This is a genomic window from Enterobacter sp. KB-221C9 (genome assembly GCF_041320715.1).
In the GTDB taxonomy this organism is placed as follows: Bacteria; Pseudomonadota; Gammaproteobacteria; order Enterobacterales; family Enterobacteriaceae; genus Enterobacter; species Enterobacter asburiae_D.
Genome location: NZ_JBGIWG010000005.1, coordinates 113,469 through 132,348, shown reverse-complemented (window position 1 = coordinate 132,348; position 18,880 = coordinate 113,469). Strand labels below are relative to the sequence as shown.

20 protein-coding genes are annotated in these 18,880 nt (G+C 57.1%); 9 read left to right on the top strand and 11 right to left on the bottom strand.

Translation table 11 applies throughout. The features are described 5' to 3' along the window. Positions 1-28: 28 nt before the first annotated feature. On the bottom strand, positions 29-892 hold the full coding sequence (rsmI, locus tag AB8846_RS08905; protein ID WP_023309315.1) for a 16S rRNA (cytidine(1402)-2'-O)-methyltransferase: 864 nt from the start codon (positions 890-892) through the stop codon (positions 29-31). 62 nt (positions 893-954) lie between these two features. On the opposite strand from rsmI, the gene AB8846_RS08900 reads away from it, so the two are divergent. The 4 genes from AB8846_RS08900 to dolP are packed head-to-tail and all read left to right on the top strand — an operon-like array spanning position 955 to position 4,667. Further along, positions 955-3,117 (top strand): penicillin-binding protein activator, encoded by a 2,163-nt coding sequence (locus tag AB8846_RS08900; protein ID WP_063143561.1) that lies wholly within the window; start codon positions 955-957, stop codon positions 3,115-3,117. Continuing rightward, positions 3,075-3,470, top strand: a complete 396-nt coding sequence (locus tag AB8846_RS08895) for a YraN family protein (RefSeq protein ID WP_213328885.1) — start codon at positions 3,075-3,077, stop codon at positions 3,468-3,470. Before AB8846_RS08900 ends, AB8846_RS08895 begins: the two co-directional genes overlap by 43 nt. A 21-nt stretch (positions 3,471-3,491) precedes the next feature. Next, on the top strand, positions 3,492-4,082 hold the full coding sequence (diaA, locus tag AB8846_RS08890) for a DnaA initiator-associating protein DiaA (RefSeq protein WP_003861754.1): 591 nt from the start codon (positions 3,492-3,494) through the stop codon (positions 4,080-4,082). Between the two features lie 9 nt (positions 4,083-4,091). Beyond that, complete coding sequence (gene dolP / locus AB8846_RS08885) at positions 4,092-4,667, top strand: division/outer membrane stress-associated lipid-binding lipoprotein (RefSeq protein ID WP_029739641.1); 576 nt, start codon at positions 4,092-4,094, stop codon at positions 4,665-4,667. 50 nt (positions 4,668-4,717) lie between these two features. Here the strand turns inward: dolP and AB8846_RS08880 are convergent, their stop codons facing one another. Continuing rightward, positions 4,718-5,755 carry a permease gene (locus AB8846_RS08880; protein WP_370732526.1) on the bottom strand — a complete coding sequence of 346 codons (1,038 nt, stop codon included), beginning with the start codon at positions 5,753-5,755 and terminating at the stop codon, positions 4,718-4,720. Positions 5,756-5,795: 40 nt separating this feature from the next. Beyond that, positions 5,796-6,440: an NAD(P)H-binding protein gene (locus AB8846_RS08875; RefSeq protein WP_193941440.1), complete on the bottom strand. Its 645-nt coding sequence runs from the start codon at positions 6,438-6,440 to the stop codon at positions 5,796-5,798. A 128-nt stretch (positions 6,441-6,568) separates the two neighbouring features. Between AB8846_RS08875 and AB8846_RS08870 the strand changes: the two genes are divergently transcribed. Then, positions 6,569-7,087, top strand: a complete 519-nt coding sequence (locus AB8846_RS08870; protein ID WP_115876340.1) for a type 1 glutamine amidotransferase domain-containing protein — start codon at positions 6,569-6,571, stop codon at positions 7,085-7,087. On the opposite strand, the gene AB8846_RS08865 is transcribed toward AB8846_RS08870, so the two are convergent. Then, positions 7,067-7,501 (bottom strand): YhbP family protein, encoded by a 435-nt coding sequence (locus AB8846_RS08865; RefSeq protein WP_023309322.1) that lies wholly within the window; start codon positions 7,499-7,501, stop codon positions 7,067-7,069. The two genes, AB8846_RS08870 and AB8846_RS08865, sit on opposite strands and share 21 nt — an antisense overlap. A 14-nt stretch (positions 7,502-7,515) precedes the next feature. Between AB8846_RS08865 and AB8846_RS08860 the strand changes: the two genes are divergently transcribed. Further along, complete coding sequence (locus AB8846_RS08860; protein ID WP_008501484.1) at positions 7,516-7,845, top strand: GIY-YIG nuclease family protein; 330 nt, start codon at positions 7,516-7,518, stop codon at positions 7,843-7,845. On the opposite strand, the gene AB8846_RS08855 is transcribed toward AB8846_RS08860, so the two are convergent. Continuing rightward, positions 7,832-8,335 carry a GNAT family N-acetyltransferase gene (locus tag AB8846_RS08855; RefSeq protein ID WP_023309324.1) on the bottom strand — a complete coding sequence of 168 codons (504 nt, stop codon included), beginning with the start codon at positions 8,333-8,335 and terminating at the stop codon, positions 7,832-7,834. The two genes, AB8846_RS08860 and AB8846_RS08855, sit on opposite strands and share 14 nt — an antisense overlap. Beyond that, positions 8,329-8,853, bottom strand: a complete 525-nt coding sequence (locus tag AB8846_RS08850; RefSeq protein WP_023333580.1) for an SCP2 domain-containing protein — start codon at positions 8,851-8,853, stop codon at positions 8,329-8,331. Before AB8846_RS08850 ends, AB8846_RS08855 begins: the two co-directional genes overlap by 7 nt. A gap of 211 nt (positions 8,854-9,064) precedes the next feature. Here AB8846_RS08850 and AB8846_RS08845 point away from each other — a divergent pair, with 211 nt between their 5' ends. The 3 genes from AB8846_RS08845 (at position 9,065) to AB8846_RS08835 (ending at position 12,032) form a co-directional block, all read left to right on the top strand. Continuing rightward, positions 9,065-10,060, top strand: a complete 996-nt coding sequence (locus AB8846_RS08845; RefSeq protein ID WP_148243349.1) for a peptidase U32 family protein — start codon at positions 9,065-9,067, stop codon at positions 10,058-10,060. Positions 10,061-10,067: 7 nt separating this feature from the next. Then, positions 10,068-10,946: a U32 family peptidase gene (locus tag AB8846_RS08840; protein WP_370732524.1), complete on the top strand. Its 879-nt coding sequence runs from the start codon at positions 10,068-10,070 to the stop codon at positions 10,944-10,946. A gap of 78 nt (positions 10,947-11,024) precedes the next feature. Next, positions 11,025-12,032, top strand: coding sequence for a luciferase-like monooxygenase (locus AB8846_RS08835; RefSeq protein WP_370732523.1), 1,008 nt, complete (start codon positions 11,025-11,027; stop codon positions 12,030-12,032). A 96-nt stretch (positions 12,033-12,128) separates the two neighbouring features. Here the strand turns inward: AB8846_RS08835 and mtr are convergent, their stop codons facing one another. From mtr to pnp, 5 genes are all read right to left on the bottom strand, one after another. Further along, the gene (gene mtr, locus AB8846_RS08830) at positions 12,129-13,373 is read right to left on the bottom strand and encodes a tryptophan permease (RefSeq protein ID WP_370732522.1); all 1,245 of its coding nucleotides are present in this window, start codon (positions 13,371-13,373) and stop codon (positions 12,129-12,131) included. Positions 13,374-13,515: 142 nt separating this feature from the next. Continuing rightward, entirely contained in the window at positions 13,516-15,432 is a 1,917-nt protein-coding gene (locus AB8846_RS08825; protein WP_370732521.1) for a DEAD/DEAH family ATP-dependent RNA helicase, read from the bottom strand. After that, positions 15,425-15,505, bottom strand: coding sequence for a protein YrbN (gene yrbN / locus AB8846_RS08820; RefSeq protein ID WP_097397692.1), 81 nt, complete (start codon positions 15,503-15,505; stop codon positions 15,425-15,427). Before yrbN ends, AB8846_RS08825 begins: the two co-directional genes overlap by 8 nt. Before the next feature lie 107 nt (positions 15,506-15,612). Then, positions 15,613-16,497 (bottom strand): lipoprotein NlpI, encoded by an 885-nt coding sequence (gene nlpI, locus AB8846_RS08815; RefSeq protein ID WP_023309331.1) that lies wholly within the window; start codon positions 16,495-16,497, stop codon positions 15,613-15,615. Positions 16,498-16,605: 108 nt separating this feature from the next. Continuing rightward, positions 16,606-18,744 carry a polyribonucleotide nucleotidyltransferase gene (gene pnp, locus AB8846_RS08810; RefSeq protein WP_063143570.1) on the bottom strand — a complete coding sequence of 713 codons (2,139 nt, stop codon included), beginning with the start codon at positions 18,742-18,744 and terminating at the stop codon, positions 16,606-16,608. Positions 18,745-18,880 lie beyond the last annotated feature (136 nt).

The following is an 18,880-nucleotide window of genomic DNA, read 5'->3' as shown; positions in this document are numbered from 1 at the left end:
GCCACCCGGCGAAACAGGCGGCAGGGGATTACTCCCCCTGCTGCTCCAGCGCATGCTTATACAGCGCATTTTTCTTCACGCCGTGGATCTCCGCCGCTAATGCCGCCGCTTTCTTCAGCGGCAGTTCCGCCTGCAGCAGCGCCAGCGTGCGCAGCGCGTCGGCAGGCAGCGCGTCTTCCTGCGCTTTATGTCCTTCGACAATCAGCACCATTTCGCCCTTGCGGCGGTTTTCGTCTTCCTTCACCCACGCCAGCAGTTCACCCACCGGCGCGCCGTGGATAGTCTCCCAGGTTTTGGTCAGCTCGCGCGCCAGCACCACGTAGCGGGCCTCTCCCCAGACGGTCACCATATCTTCCAGGCTCTCCAGCAGGCGGTGCGTGGATTCGTAGAAGATCAGGGTGCGCGGTTCCGCTTCCAGGTCTTTTAACACGTCGCGACGGCCCTTGGATTTGGCTGGCAGGAAGCCTTCATAGCAGAAACGGTCCGACGGCAGACCTGCGGCGCTCAGCGCAGCAATGGCGGCGCACGGCCCCGGCAGTGGCACAACGCGAATACCGGCTTCGCGACAGGTACGCACCAGGTGATAGCCAGGATCGTTGATCAGCGGCGTACCGGCGTCGGAGACCAGCGCAATGTTCTGCCCCTCTTTCAGCTTCGCTACCAGCGTTTCGGCTTTTTGTTGCTCATTGTGATCGTGCAGAGCAAACAAACGGGCGTTAATCGCGAAATGTTGCAGCAGCAGGCCAGTGTGGCGGGTATCTTCAGCAGCAATTAAATCAACAGCTTGCAGCACGGTGAGCGCACGTTGGGTAATATCAGACAAATTCCCGATAGGAGTAGGTACAATATAAAGCTGGCCTTGAGAATTATCTGCCGTTTCGTGTTGTTTCATTGTTTCGTCCGTATTGCCGATTTAATATTGAGCATTGCGTAAAAAAAATCACTGGATACAGTATGGTACCGTTAACGTTTCTTAGAAAAAAAGCCACGCGCAGCGTGCCGCTTCTGCTGGCAGCCCTGATATTTGCAGGCTGTGGCACCCAGGCACCTGACCAGAGCACCGCCCATCTTCAGGGTTCTGCTCAGGCTGATTCTGGCTTTTATCTGCAACAAATGTCGCAGAGTTCAAATGATACCAAGACCAACTGGCAATTACTCGCCATTCGTGCACTGCTGAAAGAGGGTAAAACCCAGCAGGCTGCCGAACTGTTTAACCAGTTGCCGAAAGATCTTAACGACGCCCAGCGTCGTGAGCAGAGCCTGCTCTCTGCCGAGCTGAAGGTCGCGCTGAAAGATTACGCCGCCGCGAAGAAGATCCTCGGTGACATCGACGTGAGCGCGCTGGATAAAAATCAGCAGGCTCGCTTCTGGCAGGCGGGCATTACCGCAGAGCAGGGGCGACCTTCCCTGACGCTGCTCCGCGCCCTCGTCGCGCAAGAGCCGCTGCTCGGCGGTGCCGATAAGCAGAAAAATATTGATGCCACCTGGCAAGCGCTTGCCTCTATGACCCAGGAACAGGCGCAGGCGCTGGTCATCAACGCCGATGAAAACGTCCTGCAGGGCTGGCTGGATCTGCAGCAGATGTGGTTTAACAACCGCAGCGATCCAAAGATGCTGAAGGCCGGTATTACGGACTGGCAGACGCGCTACCCGCAAAACCCGGGGGCGAAAATGCTGCCAACCCAGCTGGTGAACGTGCAGAACTTTAAGCCAGCATCCACCAGCAAAATCGCACTGCTTCTGCCGCTGAACGGCCAGGCGGCGGTGTTTGGCCGTACCATTCAGCAGGGCTTTGAAGCGGCGAAAAACGGCACGACGTCGGTAACCGGCAGCGCGGTTCCCGCGCAGGCGGCCCAGGCGGCTAACGTAAATGACGTTGTCAGCCCGTCCGCCGCAGAGACCAGCGACCTGACCACGGCGCAAGCGCCGGCGCAGGGTACGATGCAAAACCCGGTGACGGCTCCGACGACGCCTCCGGCTTCACCTGCACCGGCTACTACAGCACCTGCTACTCAGGCTCCGGCCGAGACGCAAGCGGCACCAGCGCCTGACGCAACAGCAGAACAGCCTCAACAGCAGCCTGCGCAACCCGCGGCTCAACCTGCTGCGCAGCCGCAGGCCGTGGCAACCACCAGCGCCAACCCGGGCGCTGAGTTGAAAATCTACGACACCAGCTCGCAGCCGCTTGACCAGGTTCTGGCACAGGTTCAACAGGACGGGGCGAGCATCGTTGTCGGTCCGCTGCTGAAAAACAACGTGGAAGAGCTGATGAAGAGCAATACCACGCTGAACGTGCTGGCGCTCAACCAGCCTGAGCAGGTTCAGAACCGAGCCAATATTTGCTACTTCGCGCTTTCCCCTGAAGATGAAGCCCGCGACGCGGCGCGTCATATTCACGAGCAGGGTAAGCAGGCTCCGCTGCTGCTCATCCCACGCAGCGCGCTGGGGGATCGCGTGGCCAACGCCTTTGCCGATGAGTGGCAGAAGCTGGGCGGCGGCGTAGTGCTGCAGCAGAAATTCGGTTCCGTCTCTGAACTGCGCGCTGGCGTAAACGGTGGAGCAGGTATCGCGCTTAACGGCAGTCCTGTCACCGCGAGCCTGCCACAGCAGCAGGGCGTGACGATTGGCGGCCTGACGATCCCTGCCCCACCTACCGACGCGCAGATTAGCGGTGGCGGTAAAGTGGATGCGGCCTATATCGTTGCCACGCCGCAGGAGATCGCCTTTATCAAACCGATGATCGCGATGCGTAACGGCAGCCAGAGCGGCGCAACACTCTACGCCAGCTCGCGCAGCGCGCAGGGCACCGCAGGCCCGGATTTCCGTCTGGAAATGGACGGTCTGCAGTACAGCGAAATCCCGATGCTGGCAGGCAGCAACCCGGCGCTGATGCAGCAGGCGCTGAGTACCGTACGTAACGATTATTCGCTGGCGCGTCTGTATGCGATGGGTGTCGATGCATGGGCGCTGGCGAACCACTTTACCCAGATGCGTCAGGTGCCGGGCTTTGAGCTTAACGGCAACACCGGCGATCTGACCGCAACCCAGGACTGCGTGATCAACAGGAAGTTATCATGGCTCAAATACCAGCAGGGACAAATCGTCCCGGCCAGTTAAGCCGTAAAGAGACCGGCGATGCGTGGGAGTTAAAGGCGCGTCGCTGGCTTGAAGGCAAAGGACTGCGCTTTATCGCCGCTAACGTCCGCGGGCGCGGCGGCGAAATCGACCTGATCATGAAAGACGGTCAGGTCATCGTGTTTGTAGAAGTCCGCTTTCGACAGTCCTCCCGTTTTGGCGGTGCTGCCGCCAGCGTGACGCTCGCCAAACAACATAAATTATTACAGACTGCCCACTTGTGGCTTGCCCGCCATAATGGGAGCTTTGATACTGTGGATTGCCGGTTCGATGTGATAGCCTTCACCGGAAATGAGATCGAATGGCTTAAAAACGCTTTTGGCGAAGACGCATAATTAAGATTTAAAAGGGATAACGTGCTCGAAAGAATTAAAGTGTGCTTCACAGAAAGCATCCAGACTCAGATTGCCGCGGCGGAAGCCCTTCCGGATGCTATCTCGCGTGCCGCAATGACGCTGGTGCAATCCCTGCTTAATGGCAACAAAATCCTCTGTTGTGGCAACGGCACGTCAGCCGCCAACGCACAGCATTTTGCTGCCAGCATGATCAATCGCTTTGAAACAGAACGCCCGAGTTTACCCGCCATTGCACTTAATACCGATAATGTGGTCTTAACGGCGATTGCTAACGATCGTCTGCATGACGAAATTTACGCAAAGCAGGTGCGGGCCCTGGGTCACGCCGGTGATGTGCTGCTGGCCATCTCCACGCGCGGCAATAGCCGGGACATTGTCAAAGCCGTTGAAGCCGCCGTCACCCGCGACATGACCATCGTGGCCTTAACCGGCTATGACGGGGGTGAGCTGGCGGGTCTGCTTGGGCCGCAGGATGTGGAAATCCGCATTCCTTCTCACCGGAGCGCGCGTATTCAGGAGATGCATATGCTCACGGTGAACTGCTTATGTGATTTGATCGATAACACGCTTTTCCCTCACCAGGATGATTAAGGAGTTCTTATGAAGGCTTTATCGACCCTCGCAGTCCTTATGTCTGCATTACTGCTTCAGGGATGTATCGCTGCGGCCGTTGTGGGTACCGCCGCGGTAGGCACCAAAGCGGCAACCGATCCACGCACTGTGGGGACGCAGGTGGATGACGGTACGCTGGAGCTGCGCGTCAACAGTGCGCTGTCGAAAGACGAACAAATCAAGAAAGAGGCGCGTATCAACGTGACGGCTTATCAGGGCAAAGTGCTGCTGGCAGGCCAGGCGCCGAATCTGGAGCTCGCCTCTCGCGCGAAACAGATTGCGATGGGCGTCGAAGGGACCACAGAGGTGTTTAACGAAGTGCGTCAGGGCAAGCCAATTGGCCTGGGTGACGCCTCTTCCGATACCTGGATCACCACCAAAGTGCGTTCCCAGCTGCTGGGCTCGGACCAGGTGAAATCCTCCAACGTGAAAGTGACGACTGAAAACGGCGAAGTGTTCCTGCTGGGTCTGGTGACCGACCGTGAAGGGAAAGCGGCGGCCGATATCGCCAGCCGGGTGAGCGGCGTGAAGCACGTCACCACCGCGTTTACTTACATTAAGTAAGCCACACCTGACCGTAGGCCCGGTAGGCGCTAGCGCCTACCGGGCTTTTTTTACATCAACGCAATACTCCCCACTATCACGCCGCTCAACGCCACCAGCCCCGCGGTCAGCCACAGCGCTTTCGCCGGGAACGATTTACGCAGCATGATAAGCGACGGCAGGCTGATCGCCGGCAGCGTAATCAGCAGCGCCAGCGCCGGCGCGGTACCCATACCGGCCAGCATCATGGTCTGAACAATCGGGATCTCCGCCGCTGTTGGGATCACAAACAGGCAGCCTGCAACGGCCATCGCAATGACCCACATCAGCGTGTTGTCGATAGCGCCATCCGCATGCGGGAAGAGCCAGACGCGCGCAGCCCCCAGAACCAGTACCGCCAGGATATAGACCGGGATGGTGCTCCAGAAAAGTTGCCAGAGCGCCCTGCCCCAGCGCGCAAAGAAGCCACCCTGCGGCTCGCTGACGTCCAGCTCAACGGCTGCGGGTTCTGCGGCAGTATCCTTCACCAGTTTTTGCACCAGCGTCGCCACCACCAGCACGGTCATCAGCCCGGCAACCAGGCGGATGAATGCGAAATGCCAGCCCAGCACAAAGCCCATAAACACCAGCGTTGCCGGGTTGAGCAGCGGGTTCCCCATCCAGAACGCCAGCGCGCCGCCCATCGACACGCGCTGACGACGCATCCCTGCGGCCACGGGTGCCGCACAGCAGGAGCACATCATCCCTGGCAGGGAGAAAATCGTTCCCAACAGCGTGCCCTGAAAGCGCGGCTGCCCAAGGGTTTTCACCAGCCAGTTGCGGGGGATAAGCACCTGAATCAGTGACCCCAGGATCACGCCTAAGACGGCGGCTTTCCAGACGGCAAGGAAGTAGACCATGGCATAATCCCACGCCGCCTGCAGCGGGCTGGACTCAGCCTGCGCGAGAATAGATTTACCGATGCTGTGCGTTTCGGCGGCGGTGAAGGCTTTGCCGTAGTACGGCTGCCATTTCACATACCAGAGGCCAACAATGACCACGAGAAAGAAAAGTGCGGGCTTCCACCATTGAACAGGTGTTGCCGCCTGAGATGAAGACTGACCAGTCATAGCATTCCCCGGAGAGTATTAGGTTATTAGCCGGGGGAGTTTACGCCTCGCCCTGCGCGATTTCACGCAGTTTTGCCGAGGGGATAATGTTTACGCCCGCTTTCGACGGGGCCAGTCCTTCTTTTAACATCGCGCGGGCGACGTCCCGCGCCTCGATGGATTTCCAGTTGCCGGGAAGGATGCGAAACAGCGGGGCCAGTATCGACTCGTTAAATCGGCGCTCGTCCCGGTGGCCGATCAGCATCGACGGGCGCACAATCGTCAATTGCTCCCATTTCTGCGCTATCAGTGCATCCTCCATCTTGCCCTTCACCTTGTTGTAGAAGAAAGGCGATCCGGCACTGGCGCCCAGCGCGCTGACCACCAGAAAATGTTTTGCCCCCAGCTTTTTCGCCGTGAGCGCGGTATCCACCACCAGCGTATAGTCGGCGTGGATAAATGCCTCTTTGCTGCCCGCCTCCCGCCGCGTAGTGCCCAGACAGCAAAAGGCGATATCAATAGGATCCTGCACCTGCGCCAGCGCGTCCGTCAGCTGAGGATCGTGCGGATTAAAGACGCCAGATAAGTCCGCCAGCGGCCGACGCGTCGGGGCGGCGATATAGTTCACGCGGCGATCCTGAATCAGCAGCCGCAGCAGATGATCGCCCACTAACCCGGTGGCACCCGTAATCAATACCTGACTCATCTTATCCCCTTTACAGAATTGTCCGTTTGCGAACTCAGCGTCGTCGACCACACTTAGAAGTCTGTTACAGGTAAGTATTTACCACAAGCGGAGAAAAATCAGTCTGAAGCCAAAACAACGGAGGAAGCATGGGTAAGAAAATCGCAGTCTTGATTACCGACGAGTTTGAAGATTCAGAATTCACCTCTCCAGCAGAGGCGTTCCGCAAGGCGGGACATGAGGTCATTACCATTGAGAAAGAGGCGGGCAAAACGGTGACAGGCCATAAGGGCGAGGCCAGCGTAACCATCGATGAGACCATCGATAACGTGAGCCCCTCAGATTTCGACGCCCTGCTGTTACCCGGCGGCCATTCCCCGGATTCCCTGCGCGGGGACGAGCGCTTCGTGACCTTCACCCGGGACTTTGTCTCCACCGGCAAACCGGTCTTTGCCATCTGTCACGGCCCGCAGCTGCTCATCAGCGCAGAAGTGGTCCGCGGGCGTAAGCTCACCGCCGTGAAGCCGATCGTTATCGATCTGAAAAATGCGGGGGCCGAGTTTTACGATCAGGAGGTGGTCAACGACAAAGACCAGCTGATCACCAGCCGTACCCCGGACGATCTCCCGGCGTTTAACCGCGAAGCGCTACGCCTGCTCGGCGCGTAACCAGTGGAGCTTTTTGCCAAAGCCCAGGGTGTTGTCGGTAAATTTCAGCTCATCGAGGCGGATTTCCCACACCGGGGCTTTTAGCGCAGCGGCAACGGGAAAGCGGCGCGTGTAGAGCTTACGGCGCGCGTCGCTCTCTTCGCCGTCCAGACGGCGGATCTCCCCTTTGAACTGCACGCCGCGGATCAGCGCGACCGTTTTCGGCTGGCCATTCACCGTACCCGCGACCTTTGCCTGCTGGCCGGTCATCTGCGCATGACGCGTTTTGTCTTCGCTCATGACATAAAAAGCCACGCGCTCAGGATCGTAGTAGTAAAACGCATTTGCGCACCACATCTCACCCTCGTCATAGACGCACCAGGTGACAACATGCTGCTTCGCCAGCCAGCGGTTAATGGCGGCCAGTGTTTCCATTTTCGTTCTCTCTCATGCTATGGTGCGTTCACCTTAACATACTGAATCTGTTTACCGTGTGCTGGTTTCTCTATCTTGTCCGAACCGCTGATAACGCACTCTACACCGGGATCACCACCGATGTGGCGCGGCGTTTTTTACAACATCAAACGGGGAAAGGGGCAAAGGCGCTGCGGGGGAAAGGGGAATTACAGCTCGCCTTCTCAGCGCCCGTCGGCGACCGATCGCTGGCGCTCAGGCTGGAATACCGCATCAAGCAGCTGACGAAGCGCCAGAAAGAGCGCCTCGTGACCGGAGACGGCTCCTTTGAGGCGCTACGCGAGAGCCTGATTAAAAGCGATTGAAATGGTCGTGGTACTCGACCAGGCCATTGACGCCGTTGAGCGCGTCGTCCGCCAGACGATGGACCTGGAAAGCGGATTCCGTCCCCGGCCAGCGGCAGCGCAGATCGTAATGCGCGGCCTGCTCAAAGCCTAAACGGCCATAGAACGCCGGATCGCCCAGCGTGACAACGGCCGCATAACCGAACTCATTGAGCGAATCCAGTCCTTCATAGACCAGCTGGCGTGCCAGCCCCTGCCCGCGATAGCTTTCATCTACCGCCAGCGGCGCCATGCCTACCCACTGCAGCTCTTCGCCCTGAACGATGACCGGACTGAAGGCAACATAGCCCACCACCTGACCTTCGTCATCGGTGGCAACCAGCCCCAGCGTAATCAGGCCGTCTTCGCGAAGGTCGTGGACCAGTTGGGCTTCGGCATCGCTCGCAAAGGCGCGGCGTAACAACGCATCAATCCCCGGCGCATCAATCCCAATTTCGACTCGAATCAGCATGGCTCACCTACTGAAGTGTGTTTACCGTCCGGCGGGGTTTTCAGCCCGGCCTCAACGAAATCTGCCATTTGCATTAACATCACGCGCAGCGCTTTCGGCATCTGCTCCAGCTCAATGGCATCCATTAAATTCTTAACGTACAGGCCCAGCTCCGTGTCGCCTTCAATCACCAGACGGCGCTGGAAGAAGAGCGTATCCGGATCCTGCTTACGCGCGGCGATCATCAGCAGATCGCTGGCATTGGCGCTAAAACTCACATCCGCCTCGGCGGATTCGCGTACGATCAGCTGGTCATTCTCAACGGAGGTAAACCAGCGCAGCCCGATGTCACGCACTTCAATGCTTAACCAGCGGCCTTCCAGGAATTCCAGCTCGCCATCCTGCAGCGCCTGGCGGAACTGCCAGCTCAGGACCTGCTCCAGCACCTGGCGTTTAAGCGCGAACGGCGCCAGCTTGACCGGCACGCTCAGCATTGATGGACCAAATTGTACGAGACGTGAACGCAGTTTATCCAGCACGAGCTTTACTCCCTGATATCTATAGTCCTGCTATTTTGCCATATCCGAAGCGCAACATAGCGGCGTAAATCAACAAACCGTCGTCCGTCGTACCTCATTATTGGTGCCATCAATACGCCATTAGCTGCCTTAAATCAAAAATTGTCGCGTATGGGTTAATTAAAATCCCAGCTCGTTAACAATTTTGCGATCGACTACATCAGGATAAATTATGGAGCTGCTCTGCCCTGCCGGAAATCTTCCGGCGCTTAAGGCGGCCATCGAAAATGGGGCCGATGCGGTCTATATCGGGCTGAAAGATGACACCAACGCCCGCCATTTTGCTGGCCTCAACTTTACGGAGAAAAAGCTTCAGGAAGCCGTTAACTTCGTTCACCAGCACCGCCGCAAACTGCATATCGCCATCAATACCTTTGCTCATCCTGACGGCTACGCCCGCTGGCAGCGCGCGGTGGATATGGCGGCACAGCTGGGTGCCGATGCGCTGATCCTGGCCGACCTCGCCATGCTTGAGTATGCGGCAGAACGCTATCCGCATATTGAGCGCCACGTCTCTGTTCAGGCATCTGCCACCAACGAAGAGGCCGTACGTTTTTACCATCAACACTTCGACGTTGCCCGCGTGGTGCTGCCGCGCGTGCTCTCTATTCATCAGGTTAAGCAACTCGCGCGCGTCACGCCAGTACCGCTGGAGGTTTTTGCCTTTGGCAGCCTGTGCATCATGGCCGAAGGCCGTTGCTATCTTTCCTCTTATTTAACCGGTGAATCGCCGAATACCGTCGGAGCCTGCTCCCCTGCCCGCTTTGTTCGCTGGCAGCAGACCCCGCAGGGGCTGGAGTCTCGCCTGAATGAGGTGCTGATTGACCGCTATCAGGACGGCGAAAACGCCGGTTATCCAACCCTGTGTAAAGGCCGCTATCTGGTCGACGGCGAGCGCTACCACGCGCTGGAAGAGCCTACCAGCCTTAACACGCTGGAGCTGCTGCCGGAACTGCTGGCGGCCAATATTGCCTCGGTGAAAATCGAAGGTCGTCAGCGCAGCCCGGCCTATGTGAGCCAGGTGGCGAAAGTGTGGCGTCAGGCCATCGACCGCTGCATGGCGGATCCGCAGAACTATGCTCCGCAGCAGTCCTGGATGGAGACGCTCGGATCGATGTCCGAAGGCACGCAAACCACGCTGGGCGCGTATCACCGTAAATGGCAGTGAGATAATCATGAAATATTCATTAGGACCGGTGCTCTACTACTGGCCAAAAGAGACGCTGGAAGATTTTTACCAACAGGCCGCCACCAGCAGCGCCGATGTGATTTACCTCGGTGAAGCGGTGTGCAGCAAGCGCCGCGCCACCAAAGTGGGCGACTGGCTGGATATGGCGAAAAGCCTGGCCGGCAGCGGCAAGCAGGTGGTGCTCTCGACGCTCGCACTGGTGCAAGCGTCTTCCGAACTGGGCGAGCTGAAGCGCTACGTCGAAAACGGCGAGTTCCTGCTGGAAGCGAGCGATCTCGGCGTGGTGAACATGTGCGCCGAGCGTAAACTGCCGTTTGTCGCGGGTCATGCCCTGAATTGCTATAACGCCGTGACCCTGCGCCTGCTGCTCAAACAGGGGATGACGCGCTGGTGTATGCCGGTAGAGCTCTCGCGAGACTGGCTGGCTAACCTGCTTAACCAGTGCGAAGAGCTGGGCATTCGCAATCAGTTTGAAGTGGAGGTGCTGAGCTACGGTCATTTGCCGCTGGCCTACTCCGCCCGCTGCTTTACCGCGCGCTCGGAAGACCGCCCGAAAGACGAATGCGAAACCTGCTGCATTAAGTACCCGAACGGACGCAGCGTGCTGTCGCAGGAGAATCAGCAGGTGTTTGTCCTGAACGGCATTCAAACCATGAGCGGCTATGTCTATAACCTCGGCAACGAGCTGGCGTCGATGGACGGTCTGGTGGATATGGTTCGGCTGTCGCCGCTGGATACCGGCGTGTTCGCGATGCTGGACGCCTTCCGCGCCAACGAAAACGGCGCGTCTCCGCTGCCGCTAACCGCCAACAGCGACTGCAACGGCTACTGGCGACGTCTCGCCGGGCTGGAATTGCAGGCGTAAAAAAGGCTCACTTTGTTAACAACGGTTATCATTTTTTAATGCAGTATTAAAGATTCACCGTCGACAAAGTGAGCTGTTATGACTGACAAAACCATTCCGTTTTCGGTGCTGGATCTGGCGCCGATCCCACAAGGCTCCTCGGCAAGAGAAGCCTTTTCGCACTCTCTGGATCTGGCTCAGCTGGCCGAAAAGCGTGGCTATCACCGCTACTGGCTGGCCGAGCACCACAACATGGTGGGCATCGCCAGCGCCGCCACCTCGGTTCTGATTGGCTATTTGGCTGCAAACACCACAACTTTACACCTTGGTTCGGGTGGCGTGATGCTGCCTAACCACGCCCCGCTGGTGATTGCCGAGCAGTTTGGCACCCTGAATACCCTCTATCCGGGGCGTATTGATTTGGGTCTTGGCCGTGCGCCGGGCAGCGACCAGCCGACCATGCGCGCCCTGCGCCGCCATATGAGCGGCGATATCGACAACTTCCCGCGCGACGTGGCCGAGCTGGTGGACTGGTTCGACGCGCGCGATCCGAATCCGTACGTGCGCCCGGTACCGGGCTACGGTGAGAAGATCCCGGTGTGGCTGTTAGGCTCAAGCCTCTACAGCGCACAGCTCGCCGCACAGCTGGGGCTGCCGTTTGCCTTCGCCTCGCACTTCGCGCCGGATATGCTGCATCAGGCGCTGCATCTTTACCGCACGAACTTCAAACCGTCCGAGCGTCTTGAGAAGCCGTACGCGATGGTGTGTATCAACATCATTGCCGCCGACAGCAATCGCGACGCGGAATTCCTGTTCACCTCCATGCAGCAGGCGTTTGTGAAGCTGCGTCGCGGTGAAACGGGCCAGCTTCCGCCGCCGGTGGAGAATATGCATCAGCTGTGGTCAGCCTCCGAACAGTATGGCGTTCAGCAGGCGCTGAGTATGTCGCTGGTAGGCGATAAAGCGAAAGTGCGTCACGGGCTGGACGCGGTGCTGCGCGAAACGCAGGCGGATGAAATTATGGTTAACGGCCAGATTTTCGATCACCAGGCGCGTTTGCATTCGTTTGATTTGGCCATGCAGGTGAAAGAGGAGTTGGCGGGGTAGCCTTTTTGCCGGATGGCGGCTTCGCCTTATCCGGCCTACGGTTTTCTCCCTCTCCCTTCGGGAGAGGGGCGGGGTGAGGGGATCAGGCCGCACGGTTTAATGGTAAACAGGCAGCAGGTTAAAACTCGACAGCACGTGTACCAGGGCATTGCCAGTACCAAACACCAGGATCAGCGCAATCATCGGCTTGCCGCCCCAGACGCGGAATTTCGGGCTGCCGAAGCGTTTACGTGATTTACGTGCCAGCAGCGCCGGCACAATCGCCGCCCAGATAGTTGCGGCAAGCCCTGCATAGCCGATGGCGTACAGGAAGCCGTTCGGCCACAGCAGACCGCCCACAATCGGTGGCAGGAAGGTCAGCAACGCGGTTTTAAAGCGCCCCATCGCAGAATCATCAAAGCCAAACAGATCCGCCAGGTAGTCAAACAGGCCCAGAGTTACGCCGAGGAAAGAGCTCGCCACCGCAAAGTTAGAGAAGATAACCAGCAGCAGATCCAGGCTGCGGCTGTTCAGCACGCCGCTCAGCGCCTGCACCAGCACGTCGATGTTACCGCCCTTCTGGGCAATGCCGATAAATTCCGGACGCGGGATGTTGCCCATCGTCCCCAGCAGCCAAATCACATACAGCCCCAGCGCCAGCAGCGTACCGTAGACCAGACACTTCACAATGGTGCGCGGATCTTTGCCGTAGTACTTCATCAGGCTCGGCACGTTACCGTGGTAGCCAAACGACGCCAGACAGAACGGCAGCGTCATCAGCAGGTACGGCGTATAGGAGGTGTTCACCTCGGCGACGTTAAACAGCGTGGCGGGCGTCACGTGCCCCAGCAGGCTGCCGAACGTCAGGAAGAAGGTGATGACCTTAGCGCCTAATACGATCGCCGTCATGCGGCTTACCGCTTTAGTACTCATCCAGACGATAAACGCTACAGCCAGCGCAAAACACAGCCCCGCCAGACGCGCCGGAACGTTCAGCGACATCTCCGAGAAGGTGTGATGCAGAATCGAGCCGCTCGCCGAAATATACGCGTAGGTCAGGATATAGAGCACAAACGCGATGGATAGCCCGTTCACCAGGTTCCAGCCTTTACCCAGCAGATCTTTGGTGATGGTGTCGAAGCTGGAGCCAATGCGGTAGTTCAGGTTTGCTTCCAGGATCATCAGCCCGGAATGGAGCATGCAGAACCAGGTAAAGACCAGCGCGGCCAGCGACCAGAAGAACCACGCACCGGACATGACCACAGGCAGGGAAAACATCCCGGCACCAATGATGGTTCCGCCGATGATCACCACGCCGCCAAGCAGCGAAGGTGATGTTTGGGTGGTGGTTAGTGTCGCCATACAGCCTTTTCTCCAGTCAATCATGCGGTTCTGCATTTTAATGTGACGCACTGTACCAGTACAAGAGTACAAAAGGAATAAAAAAAGCCCCGATAGCGTGTATCGGGGCTGTATATTTTACTTTACGTCAGTTGCGTAAGGCTTACGCGTCACGGCGACGGCTTGGGCCTTCTTCGCGACGTGGGCCACGGTTTTCACGGCGTTCACCGCTGAAACGACCGGCACCAGGTGCAGCGCCTTCGCGACGAGGAGGACGATTACCTTCACGACGCTCGCCACCACCAAAGCTACGACGGTCACCCGCTGGACGATCGCCACCACGACGCTCTGGACGAGGCTGCGCATCACCCATCAGCTGCATGTTCATCGGCTTGTTCAGGATGCGGGTGCGAGTAAAGTGCTGCAGAACTTCGCCCGGCATGCCTTTTGGCAATTCGATGGTTGAGTGAGTACCGAACAGCTTGATGTTACCGATGTAACGGCTGCTGATGTCGCCTTCGTTAGCGATCGCGCCAACGATATGACGAACTTCAACGCCATCATCACGGCCCACTTCAATGCGGTACAGTTCCATATCACCCGCGTCACGACGTTCACGACGCGGACGGTCTTCACCAGCGCGCTCTGGACGGTCACCACGTGGGCCACGGTCATTGCGGTCATTACGGTCGCCACGACGTTCGAAGCGATCGTCACGGTCACGGAATTCACGCTTAGGACGCATCGGCGCATCTGGTGGCACGATCAGGCTACGTTCGCCCTGAGCCATTTTCAGCAGTGCTGCAGCCAGGGTTTCCATGTCCAGCTCTTCGCCTTCAGCGGTAGGCTGAATCTGCGACAGCAGCGCACGGTACTGATCCAGATCGCTGCTTTCCAGCTGCTGCTGTACTTTCGCGGCGAATTTTTCCAGACGGCGTTTGCCCAGCAGATCTGCGTTTGGCAGGTCCGCTTCTGGAATGGTCAGCTTCATGGTGCGTTCAATGTTGCGCAGCAGACGACGCTCGCGGTTCTCAACGAACAGCAGCGCGCGGCCAGCACGACCCGCACGACCGGTACGGCCGATACGGTGAACGTAAGACTCGGAATCCATCGGGATGTCGTAGTTAACAACCAGGCTGATACGCTCAACGTCCAGACCACGTGCTGCCACGTCGGTTGCAATCAGGATATCCAGACGACCGTCTTTCAGACGCTCCAGAGTCTGCTCACGCAGGGCCTGGTTCATGTCGCCGTTCAGCGCTGCGCTGTTGTAGCCGCTACGCTCCAGGGCTTCAGCCACTTCCAGAGTCGCGTTTTTGGTACGCACGAAGATAATCGCCGCATCAAAATCTTCCGCTTCCAGGAAACGTACCAGCGCTTCATTTTTACGCATGCCGTACACAGACCAATAGCTCTGGCTGATGTCCGGGCGAGTGGTTACGCTGGACTGAATACGCACTTCCTGAGGATCTTTCATGAAGCGCTTGGTGATACGACGAATCGCTTCTGGCATGGTGGCAGAGAACAGTGCGGTCTGATGACCGGCTGGGATCTGCGCCATGATGGTTTCTACGTCTTCGATGAAGCCCATACGCAGCATTTCATCTGCTTCATCCAGTACCAGGCCGCTCAGTTTAGAGAGGTCCAGAGTACCGCGCTTCAGGTGATCCAGCAGACGGCCCGGCGTACCGACAACAATCTGTGGGCCCTGGCGCAGGGCGCGTAACTGCACGTCATAACGCTGGCCGCCGTACAGGGCAACCACGTTTACGCCGCGCATATGTTTAGAGAATTCCGTCATTGCTTCTGCAACCTGAACAGCCAGTTCACGGGTTGGAGCCAGGACGAGGATCTGCGGTGCACGCAGGTCCGGATCAATGTTGTTCAGCAGCGGCAGCGAGAATGCTGCAGTTTTACCGCTACCAGTCTGGGCCATGCCCAGCACGTCACGACCAGAAAGCAGGTGTGGGATACACTCAGCCTGGATCGGAGATGGTTTTTCGTAACCCAGATCGTTAAGGGCTTCAAGGATAGGAGCCTTCAGGCCCAGATCTGCAAAAGTGGTTTCGAATTCAGCCATGTAGTACAAGTGCCTCGATATTAATGGCGGCCAGTCTACTTAGCTCATCGTGAAAATGATTAGCAATTTTCATTGAAAAGTGTGAACCGGCTCAAAGTAGGTGTATTGACGAACAACAACGCCCTCACCAGTTAAGGTGATGGCAATCAAAAGATTACGGGCTGATGTTTATGTCGTCAGCTATTGCTGGTCCGATTCTGCCAGGTCGTCATGCTCCTGGCCCAAGAGCGATAATTCCAACAATGCATAACGGTGCTCAACGAAGTTGTGTACGTTGTTAGCAACCGCTAATTTGAACAGTGCCGTAGCGCTGTCCATATCCCCCAGACTTAGGTAGTACTTACCTAAATAGAAGTTGGTTTCACTGAGATGCTCAGCGAGCGAGGTGTTATCCGTTGCGTCCGCCTTGAGGCGTTCCATCAGCGTTGCTTCGCTAATGTTGCCCAGGTAGAACTCGACAATGTTCCATCCCCATTGTTCCTTGTCCGATTTATCGAAGCGCTGTTTCAGTGCCTCTTTTGCCTGCTTCTCATCGAGCTTCCGCTCAACGATGTAAAGCCACAGGCTACGGAAAGGATCATTAGGATCGTCTTGATAAAACGCCAGCAGATCATCTTGCGCTAACTTATCACGACCGCCGTAATACAGTGCGATACCGCGATTCAAGTGCGCGTAGTTGTAAGTTGGATCAAGCTCAAGTACAGAATCAAACGCTTCATAGGCAGCATCAAAATTGCCTGCCTGCGTTAAATAAATGCCTAAGTAATTGAATACTTCAGGCATATCAGGTCGGATAGCCAGCGCTTGTGAAAAATCATTTCGCGCCAATGCCCTCAGACCGAGACTATCATACAACACTCCGCGCTCATATAAAAGCTGTGCGCGTTCTTCATCGGTTAAAGCCCGACTGGCAAGTATTTGTTCCATGCGTGCCAGAATCACTTCCTGCTGCAAAGTCGGTTGCAATGGCACTGCGAGGACTTCGCTCTTACGCCAGGCAGAGTTGCTGCATCCTGCCAGCGTTAAAGCTGTCGCAACGAAACACCAGCGCAAAAAAGGCTTCATTTCCCACTCCCGAAGACAACTATTGGATGAACGTCCTGTCCCCCGGCGGCTTAACAAGGCGTCCTGCCTGATAATAGGCCCTCCGCAAAGCGGAGGGCAAATGGCAACTTACTCGCCTTGCTGTTCTGCTGCCTGTGCTTCTGGCGCAGCAGCTGGCTGAGACTGCTCGGTTGCTTCTTTAATGCTCAGACGGATACGGCCCTGGCGATCAACTTCCAGAACTTTAACCGGTACTTCCTGACCCATCTGCAGGTAATCGGTCACTTTCTCAACGCGCTTGTCAGCGATCTGAGAGATATGAACCAGACCTTCTTTACCGCCACCGATGGCAACGAACGCGCCAAAGTCAACGATACGGGTCACTTTACCTGCGTAGACGCGACCCACTTCGATCTCTGCAGTGATTTCTTCGATGCGACGGATCGCGAATTTCGCTTTCTCGCCGTCGGTTGCTGCGATCTTCACAGTACCGTCATCTTCGATTTCGATCGTGGTGCCAGTCTCTTCGGTCAGCGCACGGATTACGGAACCGCCCTTACCGATAACATCTTTGATCTTGTCTGGATTGATCTTGATGGTGTGGATACGTGGAGCGAACTGAGAAATGTCGCCACGCGGCGCGTTAATCGCCTGTTCCATCACGCCCAGGATGTGCAGACGCGCACCTTTAGCCTGGTTCAGAGCAGCGTGCATGATCTCTTTGGTGATACCTTCAATTTTGATATCCATCTGCAGCGCAGAGATACCGTCGCGGGAACCCGCCACTTTGAAGTCCATATCGCCCAGGTGGTCTTCGTCGCCCAGAATGTCAGACAGAACAACATAGTTGTCGCCTTCTTTCACCAGACCCATTGCGATACCCGCAACAGCGGCTTTGATCGGCACGCCTGCATCCATCAGCGCCAGAGATGCGCCACACACGGAAGCCATGGAAGAAGAACCGTTGGATTCGGTGATTTCAGAAACCACACGAACGGTGTACGGGAATTTATCCGCTTCTGGCATCACTGCCAGCACGCCGCGCTTCGCCAGACGACCGTGACCAATTTCACGACGCTTAGGCGAACCCACCATACCGGTTTCACCTACGGAGTACGGAGGGAAGTTATAGTGGAACAGGAAGCTGTCAGTACGCTCGCCCATCAGTTCGTCGATGTTCTGTGCATCACGTGCAGTACCCAGGGTCGCGGTAACCAGCGCCTGCGTTTCGCCACGGGTGAACAGCGCGGAACCGTGAGTACGTGGCAGTACGCCAGTGCGCACATCCAGACCGCGGATCATGTCTTTTTCACGGCCATCGATACGCGGCTCGCCTGCCAGAACGCGGCTACGAACAACGTTTTTCTCGATTGCGTGCAGAATTTCGCTCAGCTCGTTAGCATCCAGCGCTTCGTCTTCAGCAACCAGCGTCGCGATAGTTTCAGACTTGATCACGTCAACCTGAGCATAACGCTCCTGTTTGTCAGTGATACGGTATGCATCGCTCAGGCGAGATTCTGCCAGGGCTGCAACGCGTGCGTTCAGCGCGTCGTTTACCGCTTCTGGCTGCCAGTCCCAACGTGGTTTACCGGCTTCTTTCACCAGATCGTTGATGTTCTGGATAACAACCTGCTGCTGGTCGTGGCCAAATACCACGGCGCCCAACATCTGGTCTTCGCTCAGCAGTTCAGCTTCGGATTCAACCATCAGCACAGCGGCTTCAGTACCCGCAACAACCAGGTCCAGCTTACTTTCTTTCAGCTCTTCCTGGGTTGGGTTCAGCACGTACTGGTCGTTGATGTAGCCAACGCGCGCGGCACCGATTGGGCCATTGAATGGAATACCAGACAGTGACAGGGCAGCGGATGCGCCGATCATGGCAACGATGTCCGGGTTAACCTGAGGGTTAACGGAAACAACGGTCGCGATAACCTGTACTTCGTTAACGAAGCCTTCCGGGAACAGAGGGCGAACCGGGCGGTCAATCAGACGCGCAATCAGGGTTTCGCCTTCGCTTGGACGGCCTTCACGACGGAAGAAACCACCCGGGATTTTACCGGCAGCGTAGGTACGCTCCTGGTAGTTAACGGTCAGCGGGAAGAAGTCCTGACCTGGTTTAGCTTTTTTCTGGCCAACAACGGTAACGAATACCGCAGTGTCATCCATGCTTACCATAACGGCAGCAGTAGCCTGACGTGCCATCATGCCGGTTTCCAGCGTGACGGTATGTTGACCATACTGGAATTTACGAACGATCGGATTCAGCAAAGTTCTGTCCTTTCTTAAATGTTTGACAGCACACCACCGGTGTGCTGTCGATTTAACCCGACCTTCTTCGCATCCTCGCGACTAATGACAACCAACACCCCCATGGGTGAAGCCTCTCATTAGCCGCGCGAACCTC